This window comes from Pseudactinotalea terrae (assembly GCF_009733845.1).
GTDB classification, from domain to species: domain Bacteria; phylum Actinomycetota; class Actinomycetes; order Actinomycetales; family Beutenbergiaceae; genus Pseudactinotalea; species Pseudactinotalea terrae.
In genome coordinates this window covers 1-17803 of record NZ_WNXZ01000010.1, presented here as the reverse complement: position 1 = coordinate 17803, position 17803 = coordinate 1, and the positions used below count along the sequence as shown (strand labels likewise).

Sequence of the window (17803 nt, the reverse complement as noted above, 5' to 3'; positions counted from 1 at the left end):
CTCATGCCTCCTTGGAAACGACTGTGCGGGCCACGTGCACGAACGAGACCGCGCCGGGGTCGGCGTGCCCGACCGAGTGGTCACCGTGTGTCTTGGCCCGACCCTTCTTCGCCTGCAGCGCCGCGGTCGCGTCGGCAGCCTCCGAGGCGGCGTCGACCGCCGCCTGCCACGCCTGAGCGAGCCCGTCACCTGCGGCCACGCGCTCGGCGAGGACCTCGGCGAACGGGATGGCCGCATCCATCATCGTCTTGTCACCGAGCTCGGCCTTGCCCATCTCCTTCATGGCCGCGACGGCGGAGCTCACCGCCTCGGCGACGTCACCAGCAGCAGGTGACTCGGTGTCGCCCAACCGCTCGCCCGCGGCGACCAGCGCGGCGCCCCAGAGCGCACCGGAGGTACCGCCCGCACTCTCGGCCCACGCCTCGCCGACCTCACGCAGCAGCGTCCCCAGACCCACGCCCGCCCGGGCCGCCTCGTGCCCGCGATCCGCGGCGCCGACCGCACCGAGCACCATGCCCTGGCCGTGGTCACCATCACCGGCGACCGCGTCGAGCGCGCCGAGCTCCGCCTCGTGCTCCTTGAGCACGAGGACGACGTCGTCGAGCAGCCCCAGCGCGAGAGCGGCCGCGCTCTGCGATGCCTCGGAGCCGGCTGCCCGCTCGGCCACAGCCTCCTGCGGCAGGGCACGACGTCGAGGGGGTGCCGCCGCCGTCGCGCCGAAGGATCCGCGCCGGAACGCGGGAGTGTCGATCGGTGCGAGCCAGAGCTGCTCGAGCTCGTCGTCGAGAAGCATCGCGGTCACCGAGAGCCCGGCCATGTCCAAGCTGGTGACATGCTCGCCCACCTCCGGCGCGACCAACGTGAAGCCCTCGGCCTCGAGTCGCTCCGCCACCCGCCCGAAGACGACGAACTGCTCCTCATACGTCGTCGCACCGAGCCCGTTGACCAGCACAGCCACCCGGGAACCGCGATCCTCGGGGAGGGCGGCCAGCAGGCGGTCCACCAGGTCGTCCGCGACCTCCTGCGCCGACCCCAGCGGGACCTCGCTCAGACCCGGTTCGCCGTGGATGCCGAGCCCGATCGCCAAGCTCCCCTCGGCGACCGTGAACAGCGGCGCTTCGGCGCCCGGCAGCGTGCACCCCGACATCGCGACGCCGATCGTGAAGGTCCGGTCGTTGGCGTGCTTGGTGACCCGCTCGACGTCGTCGAGCGACCATCCCTGCGCCGCCGCGGCTCCGGCGATCTTGAACACCGGCAGGTCACCCGCGATGCCACGCCGCTCGGCGTGCACGTCCGAGGAGGCGATGTCGTCGGTCACGGTGAGGATCCGCGCCTCGATGCCTTCCTTGGCGAGCATCTCGACCGCGCGGCTGAACTGCAGGACGTCGCCTGCATAGTTGCCGAACCCGAACAGCACGCCGCCGCCCGCGTGAGCCGCGCGCGCGACCGACGCCGCCTGCGATGCCGACGGCGAGGCGAAGATGTTCCCGCACACCGCGCCGTGGGCCATGCCCTCGCCGATCCAGCCGGCGAAGGCCGGGTAGTGGCCGGACCCACCGCCGAGCACGAGAGCGACCTCGCCCTGCGGGGTCTCCGTGGCCCGCACGGCACCACCGTGCACCGCCATCACGCGGTCCTGGTGTGCCCGCACGAATCCTGCCAGCACATCGGCGGCGAACTTCTTCGGGTCGTTGACGAGGTGCGTCATGATGCGGGAGCCTCCAGCTTCGCGTGCAGGATGCGTCGGATGTAGTCACGGTTGGTCGCCGAGACGCTGAGCCCATCTCCACCGTAGTGCTCGACGCACATCGGCCCGTCGAAACCGGCCTCGAGCGCCATGGAGATCGCCTCGCGGTAGTTGATGAAGCCGCTCTCGAGCGGTGCGGGCGCCGAGAAGTACGCCCCGGTCGCGGGGTCGTAGTCGCGCAGGTAGTTCTTCAACTGCCAGTAGTTCGTGTGCGGGAGCATCACCTCGAGCATCGACCGCCAGTCCTCCACGGGGCGGTGCAGCCGCACGATGTTGCCGATATCGGGGCACAGCCCCACGTTGGCGAGCCCGATGTCGGTCTTGAGCCGCACCGAGCTCTCGGAGGTGCCCAGGTAGGTGCCCTCGTACATCTCCAGCGAGATCTCGACGCCCGCTCTCTCGGCCTCCGCACCGATCTTCTGAAACCCCTCGACGGCGGCCGCCCAGACCGCCGGGTCGTCCGGGTCTTCCTCGCCCTGGGCGAGCCAGAACCAGTGGGCCTCCTGCTGTGCCTGGGTCAGCGGCTGGTGCAGCCCGAGACAGACGAGCCCGACGCCGAGCTCACCGGCTGCGCGCACCACCTCGATCGCGAACTGCAGGTTCGCAGCGGCCCGCTCGGGGTCGGCGTCGATGATGCTGCGCCGCGCGAGCGGCACGGCGCTGATCCTCAGCCCGTACTCGTCGAGGGTGCGCAGCAGCGCAGCGCGGCCCTCGGCGTCGAGATCGGAGATCCGGATGTGGGAGGTGAACAGGTCGATCTCGGTGAAGCCTGCGGCGGCCACCTCGTGGAAGGCCGGGCGCCACGCTGCCGGTCCCACGGTGGTGACGTCGCGACCATCCCGCGTGGTGCCGGCCAGCTGGGGCAGCCCGACGCCGATCGGCCAGGTGTCGGCGGTGTGCTCGGTCATGCGGAGGTCTCCTCGGTCTCGGACTCGGTGGTGCTGCCGGGCATCGGGCCCAGCTCGGCGAGCAGCCGGCTCATGCCGGTGTAGGCCTTGGCGCGCCAGGCAGCGATCTCGTCGAGGGTCTCCGGCGCGTAGTCGCGGAACAGGCCGCGGCCGTTCTTCATGCCGTGCCGGCCATCGGCGACGGCCTCGGTGAGCACGCGTGGCGCCGAGTAGCGATCGCCGAGCTCGGCCTGGAGCAGGCCGTACCCCTTCTCGTAGATGTCGAGACCAGCCATGTCGAGCATCGCGATCGGCGGGATGAAGGGCATCCGGAACCCGAGCGTGGTGCGCAGCACGATGTCCACGTCCTCGGCGGTGGCGTGACCCTCGTCGACCAGCAGCAGCGCCTCTCGCACCAGGGCGAACTGAAGCCGGTTCAGCACGAAGCCGGGTGCGTCGCCGACGACCGCGCCCACCCAGTCGGCGCGCTGCAGCAGCTCCTTGATCGCCGGCAGCACGGCCTCCTCGGTGGCCTCGCCGACCACAAGCTCGACGCCGGGCACGAGGTGCGCAGGGTTGCTCCAGTGGACCACGAGGAACCGCTCCGGCCGCTCGACCGCCGAGGCCATCAGCCGGACCGGGATCGTCGAGGTGTTGGAACCGATGATGGCATCGGGGCGCGCGGCCGCCGAGATCCGCGCCAGCACGTCCCGCTTGATCTCCAGGACCTCAGGGACCACCTCTTCGACGAAGTCGGCATCCCGCACCGCCTCCTCGAGCGTGGCCGCAGCGGTGAGGTTCGCCTCGACCGCCTCGGTGGTGCCGGCCGGCAGCAGCCCGGCCTCGACATCGCGAGCGACGTCACGCAGGGCCCGCTGGCGGCCGGCCTCGGCCAGCTCCGGCGACGCGTCGGTCACGGTCACCGTGACACCCGCCGCGGCGAGCCGCTGCGCGATGCCCGTGCCCATGTAGCCGGCGCCGATGACGGCGACCCGCTCGATCCTGTTGATCATCCGTTGTGCTCTCTCTTCGGTGGGTGAGCCACACTCATCTGACAAGTTCGTCCACCGTATCGCTCTGCGGCGACACCCGCCAGCCCAATCTTGCGGCACCGGAGGGATCGCCACGGGACACTCATCAGCACAGTGAGGTCCATCGCCATCGATTCTCTGGCACCATGTGGGGATGCCGGCCACCCCCACGCACCCCGAGCGCACGCCACCGCGCACGGCCTCCGACGCGGTCGTGGCACATCTGGAAGACCTGATCTTCGACCGCACCTACGAGGCGGGCGACTCGCTGCCGTCGGAGGCCGAGCTCTCCGCGCAGCTCCAGGTGAGCCGGCTGACCGTGCGCGAGGGGGTGCGCTCGCTGGCGGCCCGCGGCCTCGTCGAGGTCAGTCACGGCCGGCGCCCGGTCGTCGTCGCGACGAACGCGAGCCAGCTGCGGGACTTCTTCTCGTCGTCGGTCCGCCGCGACGCCGGTGGGCTGCTCGAGCTCCTCGAGGTGCGCCTCGCCATCGAGGTCCATGCCGCTGAGCTCGCCGCTCGCAACGCCACCCAGCCGCAGATCGAGAGCCTCGAGGCGGCGCTGCAGGCCATGACCGACGCTGCCGACGACGACTCCTTCACCGCCGCCGACATGCGCTTCCATCACGGCATCACCGAAGCGAGCGGCAACCGGATGATCAGCCTGCTCGTCGAGGGCATGGCCGACCCGCTCAAGGTCGGCCGGCTGAAGAGCCTGCACGGATACCTCCAGGGAAGTCCGGACCTCGGCGATCTCCTCGAGGAGCATCGCTTGATCTTGGCGAAGATCGCGGCCCGCGATGCCCCCGGTGCTGCCCGTGCCATGCGCAAGCACCTCGCCACCACCCGCCGCGACCTCCTCCGCGCCTTCTCGGGCTGAGCCCTCCGGTCGCCCCTGGTCGCCGAGTTCGGTCCACATCGTCGAGCTCGTCGGGTACGCCCGACGACCTCGACGGTGGGCAACGAACTCAGCGGACCTGGGCGCCTGCCACCGGTGCGCACCGTCGCGCAGCCACCAGGGCGGCTAGTGCATGTACATCCCGCCGTCGACGTTCAGGGTGTGACCGGTGATGTAGCCGGAATCGGCACCGAGCAGGAAAGCGATGGCGCCGGCGATGTCCTCGACCGTGCCGACGCGGCCGACCAGCAGATCCGCCGCCATGATCGCCTTGCGCTCCTCGGTGAGGGTGCCGCCCATGATGTCGGTGTCGATCGGGCCGGGGGCGATCGCGTTGACGGTGATCCCGTGCGGCCCGAGCTCACGCGCCAACGAGCGCGTCAGCCCGATCACGCCGGCCTTCGCCACCGAGTACGGCGTCTTGGAGTACGTCCCACCGCCACGCTGTGCCGAGACCGAGCTGATCGAGACGATGCGCCCGATGCCGGTGCGCACCATCGACTCGGCCGCCCGGTGGGTGACGTGATGGACGCCGTCAAGGTTGATCCGCATCACGCGCCGCCACTCACCCTCGGGCAGCTCGAGGTACGGGTCCGGTGAGCTGACGCCCGCCACGTTCGCGAGCCCGACGATCGGCGGCAGCCCCCGCTCGAGCTCGTCGATGGCAGATCTCACAGCCGGCTCGTCTCCCACGTCCACGCCGACGCCCGCCGCCTCGACACCGTGCTCGACCCTCAGCGCCGAGGCCAGGTCCGAGACGGCGTCACCGTCGATGTCGAGCAGCCCGATCGACCAACCCTCGCGGGCCAGCCTCGCTGCCGCAGCACGTCCGATGCCGCGCAACGATGCGGCACCGGTGATGATCACGGTGCGCTCTCCTGGAAAGGTGTCCATCCGCCGTCCTCCGCCTTCTCGATCCGTCAGTACGTGTAGTCGGTGCCGCGCTGCCAGTCCGCGAACTCCCAGTCCGCGCGGCTGACGTCGATGCCGTCACCGGACGCGTCGTCGATCGCGGCATCGAGCGCGGCCGAGAAGGCGTCACTGAGCTTGACGAGCTCGGCCCGGACATCGGTGATGTCGCCGCCCAGGTAGCCCTGGACGATCGCACCGAGGTCGGTCGACGGCGGGGTCTGGCGTGCCTGCACCTCCGTCACCTCGATCTTGCGAACCTGGGGCTGGGGGGCGCGGAAGACGCGCTTCTTGAAGTCCTCCACGAGCCAGGCATAGGCGTCGATCACGTCGGCCTCAGCCACGATGTCGAGGTTCAGGGGCGGCTGGTCCATCGCCGTGGCGAGCGCCGCCTGGTAGTCGTCCTGGGTGAAGGTCTCGATGATCTGGCTGGCCATCTCGGCGTCCGAGGTCGAGCCCGCGACGAACCAGGTGGGCGCGGGCGCCCCCCGCGTGATCACGAGCTCCTCGCCCTCGGGCGTCAGCTCACCGGACGTGGCCATCCGCTCCACGTGCTCGGCGTTCAGGGCACGCACGCCGCCGGGCGACCAGGGGCCGTCGATGAAGAAGCCGATCTCGCCGGCGGCCCAGCGGCCGCGGGCGTCGGGCACCTGGAACGAGTTCGTCCCGGGCAGCAACCACCCGTTGTCCGAGATCTCCTTGAGCAGCTCGATCGCGTTGAGGTAGGAGTCGTGGTGGTACTCGTACTCCCCGGTGTCGTACCGCAGGCCCTGCCAGCCCGGGAAGCCACCGGCCTGCGCGAGATCGTCCACCTGGTCGCGCGTGCGGCCGGCGGCGCCCAGGGCGAGCGTCATCGGGGCGTAGGTTCCGTCGTCGGCGATCATCTTGAGCGCCGCGAGGAGCTCGTCGTAGCTCTTGGGCCCCTCGAACCCGATCTCCTCGGCGATCACCGAGTTGAACCAGGTGCAGCCCCAGTACTGCCGGTCCGAAAGGGCGGGCAGCCCGTAGATCTCGCCGTCGAGCCTGGTGATGCCGTCGGTGAACGCATCCTCGGGGAGCCGTGCGAGCGCCTCGTCCGAGAGCGTGATCGGGCTCAGCCAGCCGGCCTCGACCAGGGCTGGCAGGGGCAGTCCCACCACGTTCGAGTAGATGTCCGGGAGCGAGTTCGCCTGGTTCGCGAGCTGCAGGGCCTCGGTGGCCTTGCCCGGTTCGTTGTAGGAGTACTCGATCGTGATGCCGAGCCGCTCGGCCTCATCGGCCGCCCACTGCGCGTGCAGGTCCTGCAGGCCACCGAAGTGGTCCCACCAGGTGAACGTGCCACCTTCACCGCCACCGCCGCCACCACCGGTGCCGCCGGGGTTCGGCGGTGCGCTCTCACCCCCGCATGCAGCGAGCATGCCGGTGAGTCCTGCCAGTCCGACGCCGCCCATGAAGTGGCGGCGATTGATGCGGGTCATGTCGTTCTCCTCGTTGAGTGTCGATAGTTGATGGATGTGGCGGCGTCAGGACTTGACGGCGCCGGCGATGCCTTCGACGAAATAGCGCTGCATGAAGGCGTAGAGCACGACGATCGGCAGCATGGAGATCACGCCGGCGGCGGCCATGCCCGGCCAGTCGGTGGAGTTCTCGCCCACGAACGCCTGCATGCCCACGCTCACGGTGCGCAGTGCCGGGTTGCTGAAGGAGAACACCAACGGCAGGAAGAACGCGTTCCAGGTGAACAGGAACGTGAGGATGGCTACCGTGGCGGTCACCGGCATCGACAACGGCAGCATGATCCGCATGAACGTGCGGAAGAACCCCGCGCCGTCGACGATCGCCGCCTCCTCGAGCTCGGCCGGCAACCCGCGGAAGTAGCCCGCGTAGATGAGGATCGACGCCACGTTGGCGCCACCGGCGAGCGCGAGGATCATGCCGCTGTGGTCGTCGAGGATGCCGAGCTCGAGGGAGAGCTTGACGATCGGGATGATCGTGTACCCGGTGGGCACGAAGAGCGTGGCGACCAGGATGCCGATGATCACCCGCGACCCCGGGAACTTGTACCGGCCGAGCACGTAGCCCGCGAGGGCGCAGCGGATCACCACGATGACGACCGTCGCCACCGTGACGATCACGGTGTTGAGCAGGTAGACCTTGAAGTTCCCGTCGCCCCAGGCGCGTGAGTAGTTCTCCCACTGGACCATCTCGGGGATGAGGTCGAGGCCCCCGGAGAAGACCTCGCCCGAGGTCTTCAACGACGCGGAGGCCATCCACAGGAACGGATAGATCCACACGAAGGCCACGAACGCGAGCACGGCTGCACCCAGCCACCAGCCCACCCGCCGTGGTGACCTCAGGTGGGACCGGGTCGCCGTCGTCGTGCTCATGAGCGGTTCCCCCAACGTCGAGAGGCCACCGTGGCCCAGGCCTGCATCAGCACGACCACCAGGACCAGCAGTCCGAACAGCACGGCGGCTGCCGAGGCGTGCCCGAGCTGCGGGATCGAGGCCGCGAACGCGAACCGGTAGATGTAGATCTCCACGATCTCGGTGCTGTAGAACGGACCACCCGCAGTCATCGTCTGCATGAGGTCGAAGGCGTGGAAGCAGTCCTCGATCGTGAGCACCGAGATGATCAGCAGGAACGGGATCAGCATCGGGAGCGTGATGTAGCGGAACACCCCGAGCGGGCCCGCGCCGTCGATCCGGGCCGCCTCGTACAGGTCCCTCGGGATCGTCTGCAGCGCTGCGAGCCAGTAGATCAGCGTGATGCCGAAGAACTTCCACACGTAGACCACGCCCGCCGTCATCAGCGCGGTGTCCGAGGACCCGAGCAGGTCGACCGGGCCAGCACCGAACAGGTCGAGCACTCCCGCTATCGGCCCGCTCGCCGGGTCGAAGATGAAGCGCATCACCACGCCCACGATCGCCGTCGTCGTCACCACCGGGATGAAGTACACGGTGCGGAAGAAACCGGTGAAGGGAAGCTTCGGCGAGTTGAGCAGGATGGCCAGTGCGAACGCACCGAACACCCGCAGCGGTGCCACGATCAGCATGAAGATGAGCGTGACCTTCACCGAGTTCCAGAACTGCGGGTCGGCGAAGACCTTCTCGTAGTTGGCCACGCCCACGAACTCCTGGTCCGCGGTGAAGCCGTTCCACTCCACCAGCGAGTACCAGTAGCTGGCCACCATCGGGTAGAGCGTGTACATCCCGTACAGCACGAACGTGGGCAGCAGGAACGCGTAGATCCACAGGTTCCTGCGGCGCTCCCGGGCCCGTTGCCCGGGGCGTTGATCGGCGCGGCGCGAGCGCCCGCGGACAGGGGCTGCGGACTTCCCGGTCGCCGCATCGGCGATCAAGGACGGACTCGCCATCGAGCTTCCTCCTTGGGTCTGGTCAGCGGATCTGGGACAACGCGAAGGTGCGGGGGTCGTTGCCGATGCGCGTCCCGGCCTCGAGACCGTCGACGGCGGTGATCTCCTCCGCCGACAGCTCCACCCCCGCGAGGGCAGCGTTCTCGACCATGCGTTCGCGAGAGACGGTCTTCGGGATCACCACGCGGCCCTGGTGCACGTGCCAGGCCAGCACCACCTGCGCCGGACTCAGTCCGTGCGCCGTCCCGATCTGCTGGACGACCTCGCTGTCCAGCGCTGCACCCTGACCGAGTGGTGAGTACGCCTCGACGGCGATCGCGAGCCTTGCGCACTCGGCGATCACCTCGCGCTGCTGGAACGCCGGGTGGACCTCGATCTGGTTCACCGCAGGCAGGTGGGAGGCGAACATCTCGAGCTCACGCAGGTGCTCCGCCAGGAAGTTCGAGACGCCGATCGCCCGCACCCGGCCCTCCTCGAGCAGCTTCTCCAGCGCCCGCCAGCTGTCCTGCCAGAGCCCCGCAGCCGGGTTCGGCCAGTGGATGAGGTACAGGTCGAGCGCGTCGATGCCGAGCCGTTCGAGCGTGTCGTCGTAGGCGCGCAGCGTCGCGTCGTAGCCCTGGTCGCCGTTGCGGAGCTTGCTGGTGACGAACACCTCCTGCCGGGGCAGGGCTGCGGCCCGGAGCGCCGCGCCGACACCGGACTCGTTGACGTACGCCGCAGCGGTGTCCACGTGCCGATAGCCGACGGCGAGCGCCTCCTCCACCACCCGCTGCGCCTCGTCCGGCGGCACCTGGAACACGCCGAGCCCGACCTGCGGGATCTCGACGCCACCCGGCAGCGTCACCGTGGTGTGGAGGTGAGCCATCAGGCTCGCTCCAGCGTGAGCAGCGAGACCGAGGGGAGCGGCAGGCTGACGGTGAGCTCGACCGTGCCGCCGGAGGCGGTGACCCGCTGCTCGGGCTCGAGCTCCTCGAGCCCCTGCCGGGACCTGATCTGCGTGAGCTGCTCGTCGGAGGGGACCTGCGGCGAGCCGAGCGAGCGCCAGATCGTGTGCGAGTTGCTGTGGTCCGCGTCGATCCGGCGGTGCCGCAGCACGTGCTCGCCGTCGGCGAGCCCGGCGATCGAGATGCTCACCGTGGTGGGCTCGTCGTCGGTCTGGTACTGGTCGTCGGTGTGACGCCACACGAGCACGGAGACGGCGGCGTCCTCGCCCGTGCCGTTGCGGGAGGCCAGCACGTCGACCTCCTCGGGCATGCTCGCACCGGTGGCGATCGCGTCGTCGAGCGCGCTGACCGGGTGCGCCGCGTCCGAGGTCGCCTCGATCCGGTTCGAGCCCAGCTCGGCCAGTGCCCGGTAGGCGTTGAGCAGTGGCTTCTCGATGCCGCCCGCCGTCAGGAACGCGCGCGTGCCCTCGAAGAAGCGCTCGCCCTCGAAGTACCAGCTCCAGGAGGTGGCCTGCTCAACCTGTACCGTCTCGGCCTCGTTGAGGTCGAGCAGCTTCTTCATCAGCTTCACCTGGAACACCGGGTAGTACTCGGTGTTCTGGAACGCGAAGTTCGCGTTGTCGTAGAAGCCGTAGTGGGCGGGGACGCCCGCGTCGCACTCGTCGACGATCGCGGGGAGCCCGTGGTACGCCTCGAACTCGGCGACCACGCGCAGCAGCCGGCGGACCTCGAACAGCATCTTGTGCGCCGAGGGGTTCTGCTTGGCCGACGCCTCGCCACCGGTGGGCCCGTACTCGCGCCAGGGTCGGAAGGCCGATCCCTTGGTGTGGAAGGACACGAAGTCGATCGGGTCTGCCTCGGCGAGCGTGTGCGCGAGGAAGCCGCGCATGAACTCGACGCCGCCGCCGGTCACGGCGGGCCCGCCCACCTTGGCGTCGGCGATCACTGAGCGCACCGCTCGCGCCGTGACCGAGTACAGCTCGTAGAACTGCTCGGGGGTGCCGCGCCAGTAGAAGATGTCCGGCTCGTTCCACAGCTCCCAGAGCCAGGTACGGACCTCGTCGATCCCGTAGCGCTCCACGCAGTGCTGCGCGTGCGCGGCCACGAGACCGCCCCAGCGCTCGTAGTCCTTGGGCGGGTAGGACCAGGCCCCGTGCTCGTAGGCCGAGTACGTCGTCGGGCTCGCGGGCACCGTGAAGTCGGCAGCCTCGTCCGGGAGCAGCTCACGGGGGGTGAAGGCCAGCTCGACCAGCACGTGGTGGCCCGCCTCGACGATCGCGTCGTAGGTCTGGTCGACGATCGTGAAGTCGTAGTAGGGGTTGCCCTCGGCGTCCTCGTGGTAGACGTTGCCGTTGCCCCAGTGGGGGATGCCGAAGCCGTTGCCCGAGCAGAAGACGTAGTGCGGCCGGATGTGATAGCCGGTCTCGGTCATCTCGCCGAAGGTGTGGAGCAGGTTCCGACCGGTCGGGGTGTAGGTCCAGTTGATCTCGTCGAAGCCGACGCTCTCCCACATCCGGGTCAGAGGGCCACGGTCGAGGCTCGCGTCGACCGTCACCCGCGCGCTGCGGACGTGCGGAGCGTCAGGGTCGCTCGGCGCCGCGTGCGGGAAGGGGTGCTTGCGGTCGTTCGCGATGCCGGGGTTGTGGGCCATCAGGGTCACGGTGGTCCTCTCCTTCGAGGGTTGAGCTCCAGCGGGATGCAGCATGCGAGCGTTAACATTCCACTCCCGTTGCAGATTGTCAACAGTCTGGTGTTATCGATCTGCACATTGGGTCTAGGCTGACCCCACGCCCCGCCGCACGGGTGGGCGCACCGAGCAACGACGAACCACTCGAGACACGGAGGGGGAGGGCTCGACGATGGAGCCTGTGAGCAGCAACGTGGCCGGTCCGCCGCGCACATCGCTGTCGGAGTACGTGGTGCAGGTCCTGCGCGAGCGACTGGCGACCGGGCAGCTGGCTCCGGGAGAGCACCTGCGCGAGACCGAGCTGGCCGACGAGCTCGACGTCAGTCGTGGCCCCGTCCGCGAGGCGCTGGCGATGCTCGAGGCCGAGGGCGCGATCGAGATCCGCCGCCACCGCGGCGCGTTCGTCTCCGTGCTCACCAGCGAGGACGTCGACGAGGTGCACACCCTGCGGGAGGCCATCGAGGTCCTCGCCGCCGAGCGCGCCGCCACCCGCATGAGCGAGGAGCACATCGCCGAGCTCGATCGCATCCTCGCCGCGATGAAGGTCACCTCCGGCTCGGTGGAGCCACAGGAGGCGGTGCGCCTCGACCTGTCGTTCCACGACGTCATGTACGACGCGGCCGACCACGTGCGGCTGCGACGCGTGTGGCGGTCGATACGCAGCCAGGTGTCGTTCTTCCTCTACACCCGCAACGTCAACTTCCCGGACTTCCCCACGGTCGGGTTCCCCGAGCACAAGGAGCTGCGCGACGCTCTCTGCTCGGGCGACCCCGCCCACGCGCGCTCAGCCGCCGCCGAGCACCTCAGCGGCGCCTACACCCGCCTGTCCCAGCTCGACCTCCCGAGCCGCCGAGAGGCGACCCGACGGCGTCGGGCCAGTTCCTGAGAGGCATCAGCCTCGTCCGTGCTGCCGTAGCAGCTGCGCGGCGGGCTGCTACCGACGAACCTCGACCACGCGGGTGACATCGCCATCGTCGTACAGATCGATGTCGTGGACCTCGACGGAGGTCACGCCGAAGTTCCGCAGGGTCTTGCCGGCCTTGGTGACCTCCTCGGTGGCGCGCTGCCCCTTCATCGCCAGCAGCACACCGCCGAGGCGCACGAGCGGGAGCGTCCACCGCGCGAGCTTGTCGAGCGCAGCCACGGCGCGTGCGGTCGCGGCATCGGCGAGGATCTCGCCCTGCATGTCCTCGGCGCGGACCGCGTGCACGACGACGTTCTCGAGCTCCAGCCGCTCGCTCACCTCGGTGAGCCAGGCCACCCGCCGCTGCATCGGCTCCAGCAGGTGAACCTGCAGATCGGGCCGCATCAGCGCGAGCACGAGCCCGGGCAGTCCCGCACCGGACCCCACGTCCACGAGCGACCCGGACGCGGGCAGGTACGGCGCCACCGCGGCGCTGTTCACCACGTGGCGGCGCCACAGCCGCGGCAGCTCGCGCGGCCCGATCAGGCCACGGAGCTCGCCCTCGGCGGCGAGCATCCTCGCGAAGGACGCTGCGCCGTCGAACCCTCGCCCGAGGATCTCGCGGCTGCGGTCGTCGTGCTCGACGACGTCAGTCGGCTCGGGCACCTCGCCTGACGACAACGAGGTCAGGAACCGGCGCGGATGACCACGCGACGGTTCGGCTCGACACCCTCGGAGTCGCTCACGAGTCCGGCGGCCGCGACGGCGTCGTGGACGACCTTGCGCTCGAACGGGTTCATGGCCTCGAGACTGACGTCCTGCTTGCTGGTCTGCACCTGCGCGATCGCCTCCTTGGCGAGCTCGGTCAGCGCGTTGCGGCGGGCCTGGCGGTGGCCGGCGATGTCGAGCATGAGACGGGACCGGTCGCCGGTACGGGCCTGCACCGCGAGCCGGGTCAGCTCCTGCAGCGCGTCGAGGACCTCGCCCTCGTCGCCCACGAGTCGGCGAAGGCCACGCCCGCCGTCCTCCTCGCTGACGATCTCGACCGCCGCACGGCCGTGGTCCACGTCGATGTCGATGTCGCCGTCGATGTCGGCGATGTCGAGCAGCTCCTCGAGGTAGTCGGCGGCGATGTCGCCCTCGGCGTCGAGGTGGCTGGTGTCCTCGCCGTCCTGCTTCCGGGGCTCGACGGCGGTGGCTTCGGCGGTCGCTGCGCCGGGGTCGGTCTCGGTCATCTGCGTGCTCACTTCTTCGGCTTCTTGGGCTTCTTCTTGCCCGTGGGTGGCTTGGGGGTCGAGGGCTTGTCCTCGAGCGGCGCGTCCTCGACGGCGTCCTTCTCGACGGGCTCGTCCTCAGGCTCAGGTGCGGTACCGGATGCGGGCTCCGGGTTGCTGGCGAGCTGCCCGCCGGGGCGGCGCTTGCTGCGCGGCGCCTTCTTCGGCTGCACGCGCTGACCGGGGGTCGGCTTCTCGTCCTCGAGCACGTCCGAGCCGGCGGTTCCCGCATCCTCGAGGGCGGGCGCGCCGCCGCGCTTGCGGGCGGCCTTGCGGGCCTTGCGCTCCTCGTACATGCGCGCGGCCTCGGAACCCGGCGTCGGGTTGTTGTGGATGACCCACCACTGCTGGCCCATCGACCAGATGTTGGAGGTGGTCCAGTAGATCAGCACACCGATGGGGAAGTTCACGCCGGAGAACGCGAACACCAGCGGCAGGATGTACATGAGGATCCGCTGCTGCCGCGCCATCGGGTTGTCGAGCGCCGACTGCGGCATGTTCTTCATCGTCAGCTGACGCTGCGTGAACAGCGTCGACGCCGACATCAGCACCACGAGGACCGCACAGATGATCTTGACGCTGGTCGTGGTGTCGGGCGTCAGGAAGGTGTCGGACAGGCGGGCGCCGAAGATCGTGGACTGCTCGATCTGGACCGCGATCTCCTGGGTCAGCGGGCCGATCGAGTCACGATCGCCGTACTCGCCCCGGGAGAGCGGACCGAGCGAGTAGAGCACCCGGAACAGCGCGAAGAAGATCGGCATCTGTGCCAGCAGCGGCAGACAGGACGCGAACGGCGAGGTGCCGTGGTCCTTGTAGATCGCCATCATCTCTTGCTGCATGGCCTGGCGCGAGGCGGGGTCGGTCTTGCCCTTGTACTTCTTCTGCAGCTTCTGGATCTCGGGCTGCACGAGCTGCATGCCGCGCGAGGCCTTGATCTGCCGCACGAATAGCGGGATCAGCAGGACGCGGATGACGACCACCAGCAGGACGATCGAGAGCAGCCAGCTCGCTCCGCTGTCGCCGGGCAGGCCCAGGAACGTGAGCACGTTGTGGGCGCCGTACATGATCCAGGCCACCACCCACATCAGGGGGTAGAGGATCCCGTCAAACCAGTCCATGAGGTCTTTTCGTCGTGGTGGTGAGCGCGCTCAGGCCTGGGCCCCGCGCGAGGTCCGACCACCGAGGGTACGGCCTTTCGCCGTGCCCTCGGTCGTGTGGTGGTGCATCTCCGCCTTGTCATGACGGGGCGGCACGTGGTCCACGCCGCCGAGCGACCACGGGTTGCAGCGCAGTACCCGCCACACCGCGAGCCCGGTTCCGCGGATCGCGCCATGCGTGCGGAGCGCGCCGATCGCGTAGGCCGAGCAGCTCGGGTAGTACCGGCATCGTGGTGCGAACCACGGCGAGACGATCAGCTGGTAGCCGCGCACCGCACCGGCCAGCAGCCGAGCAGCGATCCCGGGCCTGGGCTCGTCGCTCATGCCCGGCTCCGCTGCGCTCGCCTCGTGGCCACGTCCATCGAACGGTCGACGGCGTCGCGGAGTTCCGCATGACTGGCGCGCTGGGCAGCAGGAAGGGCACGGACCACGGCGAGTGCGCCGTCGGGAATCTCGCTCAGCCTGTGGCTGACGATCTCGCGCAGGCGACGCTTGACCAGGTTCCGCTGGACGGCGTTCCCGACCGCCTTGGAGACGACGAAACCCACCCGCGCCGGTTCGGCGGGGGTGGGATCGGTCTGCTCGGGGTCGGCCAGCAGCAGGTGCACCACCAGGTGGTGCCCTCCGGCCCGACTACCCGATCGGATGGTCCGGGCGAAGTCGCCGCTGTGCCGCATCCGGTGCCGCGCCGGCAGCACCGGTACCGCTCAGGCGGAGATCTCGGCGCGGCCCTTGCGGCGGCGCGCAGCGAGGATGGCGCGGCCCGCGCGGGTGCGCATGCGGAGACGGAAGCCGTGCACCTTGGCGCGCTTGCGGTTGTTCGGCTGGAAAGTCCGCTTGGTCACGAGGATCTCCGTGTTGCTCGGGTGGCCGCCGGCAGCCTGGAATGGACTGACCGGCGAAAGGTCTGGATCGGCGTCGTGCGGCGGGCCGAGCGCTGTGACTGGAAGACTCTCTCCAGGACACGGCGGGCACCGGCCGCCCGGCACACAACCGCACAAGGATAGGTGACGTCGGGGAACACGGTCAAACGCGACGCGGTGCGTGCGCTGAGAGACGCGTCACCTGTCGCCCAGGACCCTTGCCGGCGCACCACCGGCCACCGAGTTCGGTGCTCCCCGTCGAGTTCGTGGGGAGCACCCACCGAAGTGGACGGTCTGCGACGAACTCGGCGCCGGGGGATCGCGCTCGGGGCAGATCCCGTGACCGGACCGGGACATGTGGACAACCGACCGGCGTTAGCATGGCGGCTCAGCACTCGTGAGAGGCACTCACCAGCGCTGAACCTGCTGTGGAGCACTTCCCACAGTCTGTGGATAGTGTTGTGGAACCCGTGTTCACAACCGCGATCGAGGGTGGGCCGGTTGTCTCAGGAACCAGTGGATTCCGAAGCGCTTGCGCAGGGCTGGGGCCGCGCGGTCGACATTCTCCAGGACCGCGGCGAGGTCACCGGTGCGCAGCTCGGCTTCATCCGCCTGACCAAGCCGCTCGGTGTCATCGACGACACCATCCTGCTGGCCGTGCCGAGCGAGTTCGCCAAGGAGTTCATCGAGACCCGAGCGCGCGAGTCGATCACCTCGGCGCTCTCGGACGCACTGATCCGCAACGTCAAGGTCGCCGTCACGGTGGATCCCTCGCTCGAGGACAACGCGCCGCTGGAGATCCCGGTGACGCCGCCCGAGCCGCCGCTGCGCGAGAAGCGACCGGAGCCTCCGCGGATCGAGAACCGGTTCGAGCCCGGCGCGAACCGGATCGATGGCGTGGGCGTCGACCCCAACGCCCGCCTGAACTCGAACTACACGTTCGACACGTTCGTGATCGGCTCCTCGAACCGCTTCGCGCACGCGGCCGCGACCGCGGTGGCCGAGGCACCCGCGAAGGCGTACAACCCGCTGTTCATCTACGGGCAGTCCGGGTTGGGCAAGACGCATCTGCTGCACGCGATCGGGCACTACGCCATGAACCTCTACCCGGGCGTGCGGGTGCGGTACGTGAACTCGGAGGAGTTCACCAACGACTTCATCAACTCGATCCGCGACGACAAGGCCGAGGCGTTCCAGCGGCGCTACCGCGAGGTCGATGTCCTCCTCATCGATGACATCCAGTTCCTGCAGGGCAAGGAACAGACGATGGAGGAGTTCTTCCACACGTTCAACACCCTGCACAACGACCGCAAGCAGGTCGTGATCACCTCCGACCAGCCCCCGAAGGCCCTCGACGGGTTCCACGACCGGATGCGTTCACGCTTCGAGTGGGGTCTGCTCACCGACGTCAAGCCGCCGGACCTCGAGACCCGCATCGCGATCCTCCGCAAGAAGGAGGGTGCCGAGGAGCTGCAGACGCCGCCCGAGGTGCTCGAGTACATCGCCTCGAAGATCTCCAGCAACATCCGCGAGCTCGAGGGCGCGCTGATCCGCGTGACGGCGTTCGCCAACCTCAACCAGCAGCTGGTGGACCTGGCGCTCGCGGAGATGGTGCTCAAGGACCTCATCACCGACAACGAGGGCGCCGAGATCACGCCATCGGTCATCATGGGACAGACGGCGAACTACTTCGGCGTCACGATCGAGGCGCTGTGCAGCGCCGACCGGTCCCGGGTGCTCGTGAACGCCCGCCAGATCGCCATGTATCTGTGTCGCGAGCTCACCGAGCTGTCGCTGCCCAAGATCGGCCAGCTCTTCGGCGGCCGCGACCACACCACCGTGATGCACGCGAACCGCAAGATCCGCCAGCAGATGGCCGAGCGGCGCACCACCTTCAACCAGGTCACCGAGCTCACGAACCGGATCAAGCAGCAGCAGCGCGCCTGACCCCGGTGCGGCAGCACCAGCGACGTCTCGCCCCGTCGCTCGGCCTTGGCCCCGAAAGCGCCGAGTTCGTTCCGTACGGAACCTGTCAACCTGTCTGGAGTCGGTCGTCGGTGGTGGGGTGGTTGATGGCGACTTGTGCCATCGGGGTGTGGATGACGGGTCGGGCTCGGAATCGTTCGGGGTGGGCCTGGTAGAGGTGTCCC

At 69.3% G+C, this 17803-nt stretch carries 18 protein-coding genes; 3 read left to right on the top strand and 15 right to left on the bottom strand.

Translation table 11 applies throughout. The features are described 5' to 3' along the window. Position 1: 1 nt before the first annotated feature. The 3 genes from GPA03_RS21430 to GPA03_RS21420 are packed head-to-tail and all read right to left on the bottom strand — an operon-like array spanning position 2 to position 3647. Positions 2-1708: a dihydroxyacetone kinase family protein gene (locus GPA03_RS21430; protein WP_156254105.1), complete on the bottom strand. Its 1707-nt coding sequence runs from the start codon at positions 1706-1708 to the stop codon at positions 2-4. Continuing rightward, a complete protein-coding gene (locus tag GPA03_RS21425) occupies positions 1705-2655 on the bottom strand; it encodes a sugar phosphate isomerase/epimerase family protein (RefSeq protein ID WP_156254104.1) in 951 nt (316 codons plus the stop codon). Before GPA03_RS21425 ends, GPA03_RS21430 begins: the two co-directional genes overlap by 4 nt. Further along, positions 2652-3647: a 3-hydroxyacyl-CoA dehydrogenase family protein gene (locus tag GPA03_RS21420; protein ID WP_156254103.1), complete on the bottom strand. Its 996-nt coding sequence runs from the start codon at positions 3645-3647 to the stop codon at positions 2652-2654. Before GPA03_RS21420 ends, GPA03_RS21425 begins: the two co-directional genes overlap by 4 nt. Before the next feature lie 172 nt (positions 3648-3819). Between GPA03_RS21420 and GPA03_RS21415 the strand changes: the two genes are divergently transcribed. Further along, a complete protein-coding gene (locus GPA03_RS21415) occupies positions 3820-4542 on the top strand; it encodes a FadR/GntR family transcriptional regulator (protein ID WP_156254102.1) in 723 nt (240 codons plus the stop codon). A gap of 144 nt (positions 4543-4686) precedes the next feature. On the opposite strand, the gene GPA03_RS21410 is transcribed toward GPA03_RS21415, so the two are convergent. Genes GPA03_RS21410 through GPA03_RS21385 form a run of 6 tightly spaced genes read right to left on the bottom strand, consistent with a single transcriptional unit; the run spans position 4687 to position 11419 of the window. Further along, positions 4687-5454, bottom strand: coding sequence for an SDR family NAD(P)-dependent oxidoreductase (locus tag GPA03_RS21410; protein ID WP_156254101.1), 768 nt, complete (start codon positions 5452-5454; stop codon positions 4687-4689). Between the two features lie 26 nt (positions 5455-5480). Further along, on the bottom strand, positions 5481-6926 hold the full coding sequence (locus GPA03_RS21405; protein ID WP_156254100.1) for an ABC transporter substrate-binding protein: 1446 nt from the start codon (positions 6924-6926) through the stop codon (positions 5481-5483). 45 nt (positions 6927-6971) lie between these two features. Beyond that, positions 6972-7835, bottom strand: coding sequence for a carbohydrate ABC transporter permease (locus GPA03_RS21400; protein WP_156254099.1), 864 nt, complete (start codon positions 7833-7835; stop codon positions 6972-6974). Next, entirely contained in the window at positions 7832-8824 is a 993-nt protein-coding gene (locus GPA03_RS21395) for a carbohydrate ABC transporter permease (RefSeq protein WP_156254098.1), read from the bottom strand. Before GPA03_RS21395 ends, GPA03_RS21400 begins: the two co-directional genes overlap by 4 nt. Before the next feature lie 22 nt (positions 8825-8846). Next, positions 8847-9689, bottom strand: a complete 843-nt coding sequence (locus GPA03_RS21390) for an aldo/keto reductase (RefSeq protein ID WP_156254097.1) — start codon at positions 9687-9689, stop codon at positions 8847-8849. Next, the gene (locus GPA03_RS21385; RefSeq protein WP_156254172.1) at positions 9689-11419 is read right to left on the bottom strand and encodes a GH39 family glycosyl hydrolase; all 1731 of its coding nucleotides are present in this window, start codon (positions 11417-11419) and stop codon (positions 9689-9691) included. The genes GPA03_RS21390 and GPA03_RS21385 overlap by 1 nt, the downstream gene beginning before the upstream one ends. A gap of 217 nt (positions 11420-11636) precedes the next feature. Between GPA03_RS21385 and GPA03_RS21380 the strand changes: the two genes are divergently transcribed. Beyond that, the gene (locus GPA03_RS21380; RefSeq protein WP_241681436.1) at positions 11637-12341 is read left to right on the top strand and encodes a GntR family transcriptional regulator; all 705 of its coding nucleotides are present in this window, start codon (positions 11637-11639) and stop codon (positions 12339-12341) included. A gap of 48 nt (positions 12342-12389) precedes the next feature. On the opposite strand, the gene rsmG is transcribed toward GPA03_RS21380, so the two are convergent. The 6 genes from rsmG to rpmH are packed head-to-tail and all read right to left on the bottom strand — an operon-like array spanning position 12390 to position 15635. Further along, positions 12390-13025 carry a 16S rRNA (guanine(527)-N(7))-methyltransferase RsmG gene (gene rsmG / locus GPA03_RS21375; protein WP_156254095.1) on the bottom strand — a complete coding sequence of 212 codons (636 nt, stop codon included), beginning with the start codon at positions 13023-13025 and terminating at the stop codon, positions 12390-12392. A gap of 20 nt (positions 13026-13045) precedes the next feature. Then, the gene (locus GPA03_RS21370; RefSeq protein ID WP_156254094.1) at positions 13046-13594 is read right to left on the bottom strand and encodes a Jag family protein; all 549 of its coding nucleotides are present in this window, start codon (positions 13592-13594) and stop codon (positions 13046-13048) included. A gap of 8 nt (positions 13595-13602) precedes the next feature. Beyond that, on the bottom strand, positions 13603-14751 hold the full coding sequence (yidC, locus tag GPA03_RS21365; protein ID WP_156254093.1) for a membrane protein insertase YidC: 1149 nt from the start codon (positions 14749-14751) through the stop codon (positions 13603-13605). Between the two features lie 30 nt (positions 14752-14781). Next, positions 14782-15114 (bottom strand): membrane protein insertion efficiency factor YidD, encoded by a 333-nt coding sequence (gene yidD, locus GPA03_RS21360; RefSeq protein WP_241681435.1) that lies wholly within the window; start codon positions 15112-15114, stop codon positions 14782-14784. Beyond that, positions 15111-15488, bottom strand: coding sequence for a ribonuclease P protein component (gene rnpA, locus GPA03_RS21355; RefSeq protein WP_156254092.1), 378 nt, complete (start codon positions 15486-15488; stop codon positions 15111-15113). The genes yidD and rnpA overlap by 4 nt, the downstream gene beginning before the upstream one ends. Positions 15489-15497: 9 nt before the next feature. Beyond that, the gene (gene rpmH, locus GPA03_RS21350; protein WP_162458464.1) at positions 15498-15635 is read right to left on the bottom strand and encodes a 50S ribosomal protein L34; all 138 of its coding nucleotides are present in this window, start codon (positions 15633-15635) and stop codon (positions 15498-15500) included. A 519-nt stretch (positions 15636-16154) separates the two neighbouring features. Between rpmH and dnaA the strand changes: the two genes are divergently transcribed. Further along, a complete protein-coding gene (gene dnaA, locus GPA03_RS21345) occupies positions 16155-17600 on the top strand; it encodes a chromosomal replication initiator protein DnaA (protein WP_156254091.1) in 1446 nt (481 codons plus the stop codon). The last annotated feature ends 203 nt before the right edge of the window (positions 17601-17803 follow it).

Excerpts from the sequence above, each read along its gene's own strand:
- GPA03_RS21420 (WP_156254103.1), bottom strand. The coding sequence starts at position 3,647 with ATGATCAACAGGATCGAGCGGGTCGCCGTCATCGGCGCCGGCTACATG.
- GPA03_RS21415 (WP_156254102.1), top strand. The coding sequence starts at position 3,820 with ATGCCGGCCACCCCCACGCACCCCGAGCGCACGCCACCGCGCACGGCC.
- GPA03_RS21430 (WP_156254105.1), bottom strand. The coding sequence starts at position 1,708 with ATGACGCACCTCGTCAACGACCCGAAGAAGTTCGCCGCCGATGTGCTG.
- GPA03_RS21370 (WP_156254094.1), bottom strand. The coding sequence starts at position 13,594 with ATGACCGAGACCGACCCCGGCGCAGCGACCGCCGAAGCCACCGCCGTC.
- GPA03_RS21385 (WP_156254172.1), bottom strand. The coding sequence starts at position 11,419 with ATGGCCCACAACCCCGGCATCGCGAACGACCGCAAGCACCCCTTCCCG.
- yidC (WP_156254093.1), bottom strand. The coding sequence starts at position 14,751 with ATGGACTGGTTTGACGGGATCCTCTACCCCCTGATGTGGGTGGTGGCC.
- GPA03_RS21410 (WP_156254101.1), bottom strand. The coding sequence starts at position 5,454 with ATGGACACCTTTCCAGGAGAGCGCACCGTGATCATCACCGGTGCCGCA.
- GPA03_RS21405 (WP_156254100.1), bottom strand. The coding sequence starts at position 6,926 with ATGACCCGCATCAATCGCCGCCACTTCATGGGCGGCGTCGGACTGGCA.
- yidD (WP_241681435.1), bottom strand. The coding sequence starts at position 15,114 with ATGAGCGACGAGCCCAGGCCCGGGATCGCTGCTCGGCTGCTGGCCGGT.
- GPA03_RS21400 (WP_156254099.1), bottom strand. The coding sequence starts at position 7,835 with ATGAGCACGACGACGGCGACCCGGTCCCACCTGAGGTCACCACGGCGG.
- GPA03_RS21395 (WP_156254098.1), bottom strand. The coding sequence starts at position 8,824 with ATGGCGAGTCCGTCCTTGATCGCCGATGCGGCGACCGGGAAGTCCGCA.
- GPA03_RS21390 (WP_156254097.1), bottom strand. The coding sequence starts at position 9,689 with ATGGCTCACCTCCACACCACGGTGACGCTGCCGGGTGGCGTCGAGATC.
- GPA03_RS21425 (WP_156254104.1), bottom strand. The coding sequence starts at position 2,655 with ATGACCGAGCACACCGCCGACACCTGGCCGATCGGCGTCGGGCTGCCC.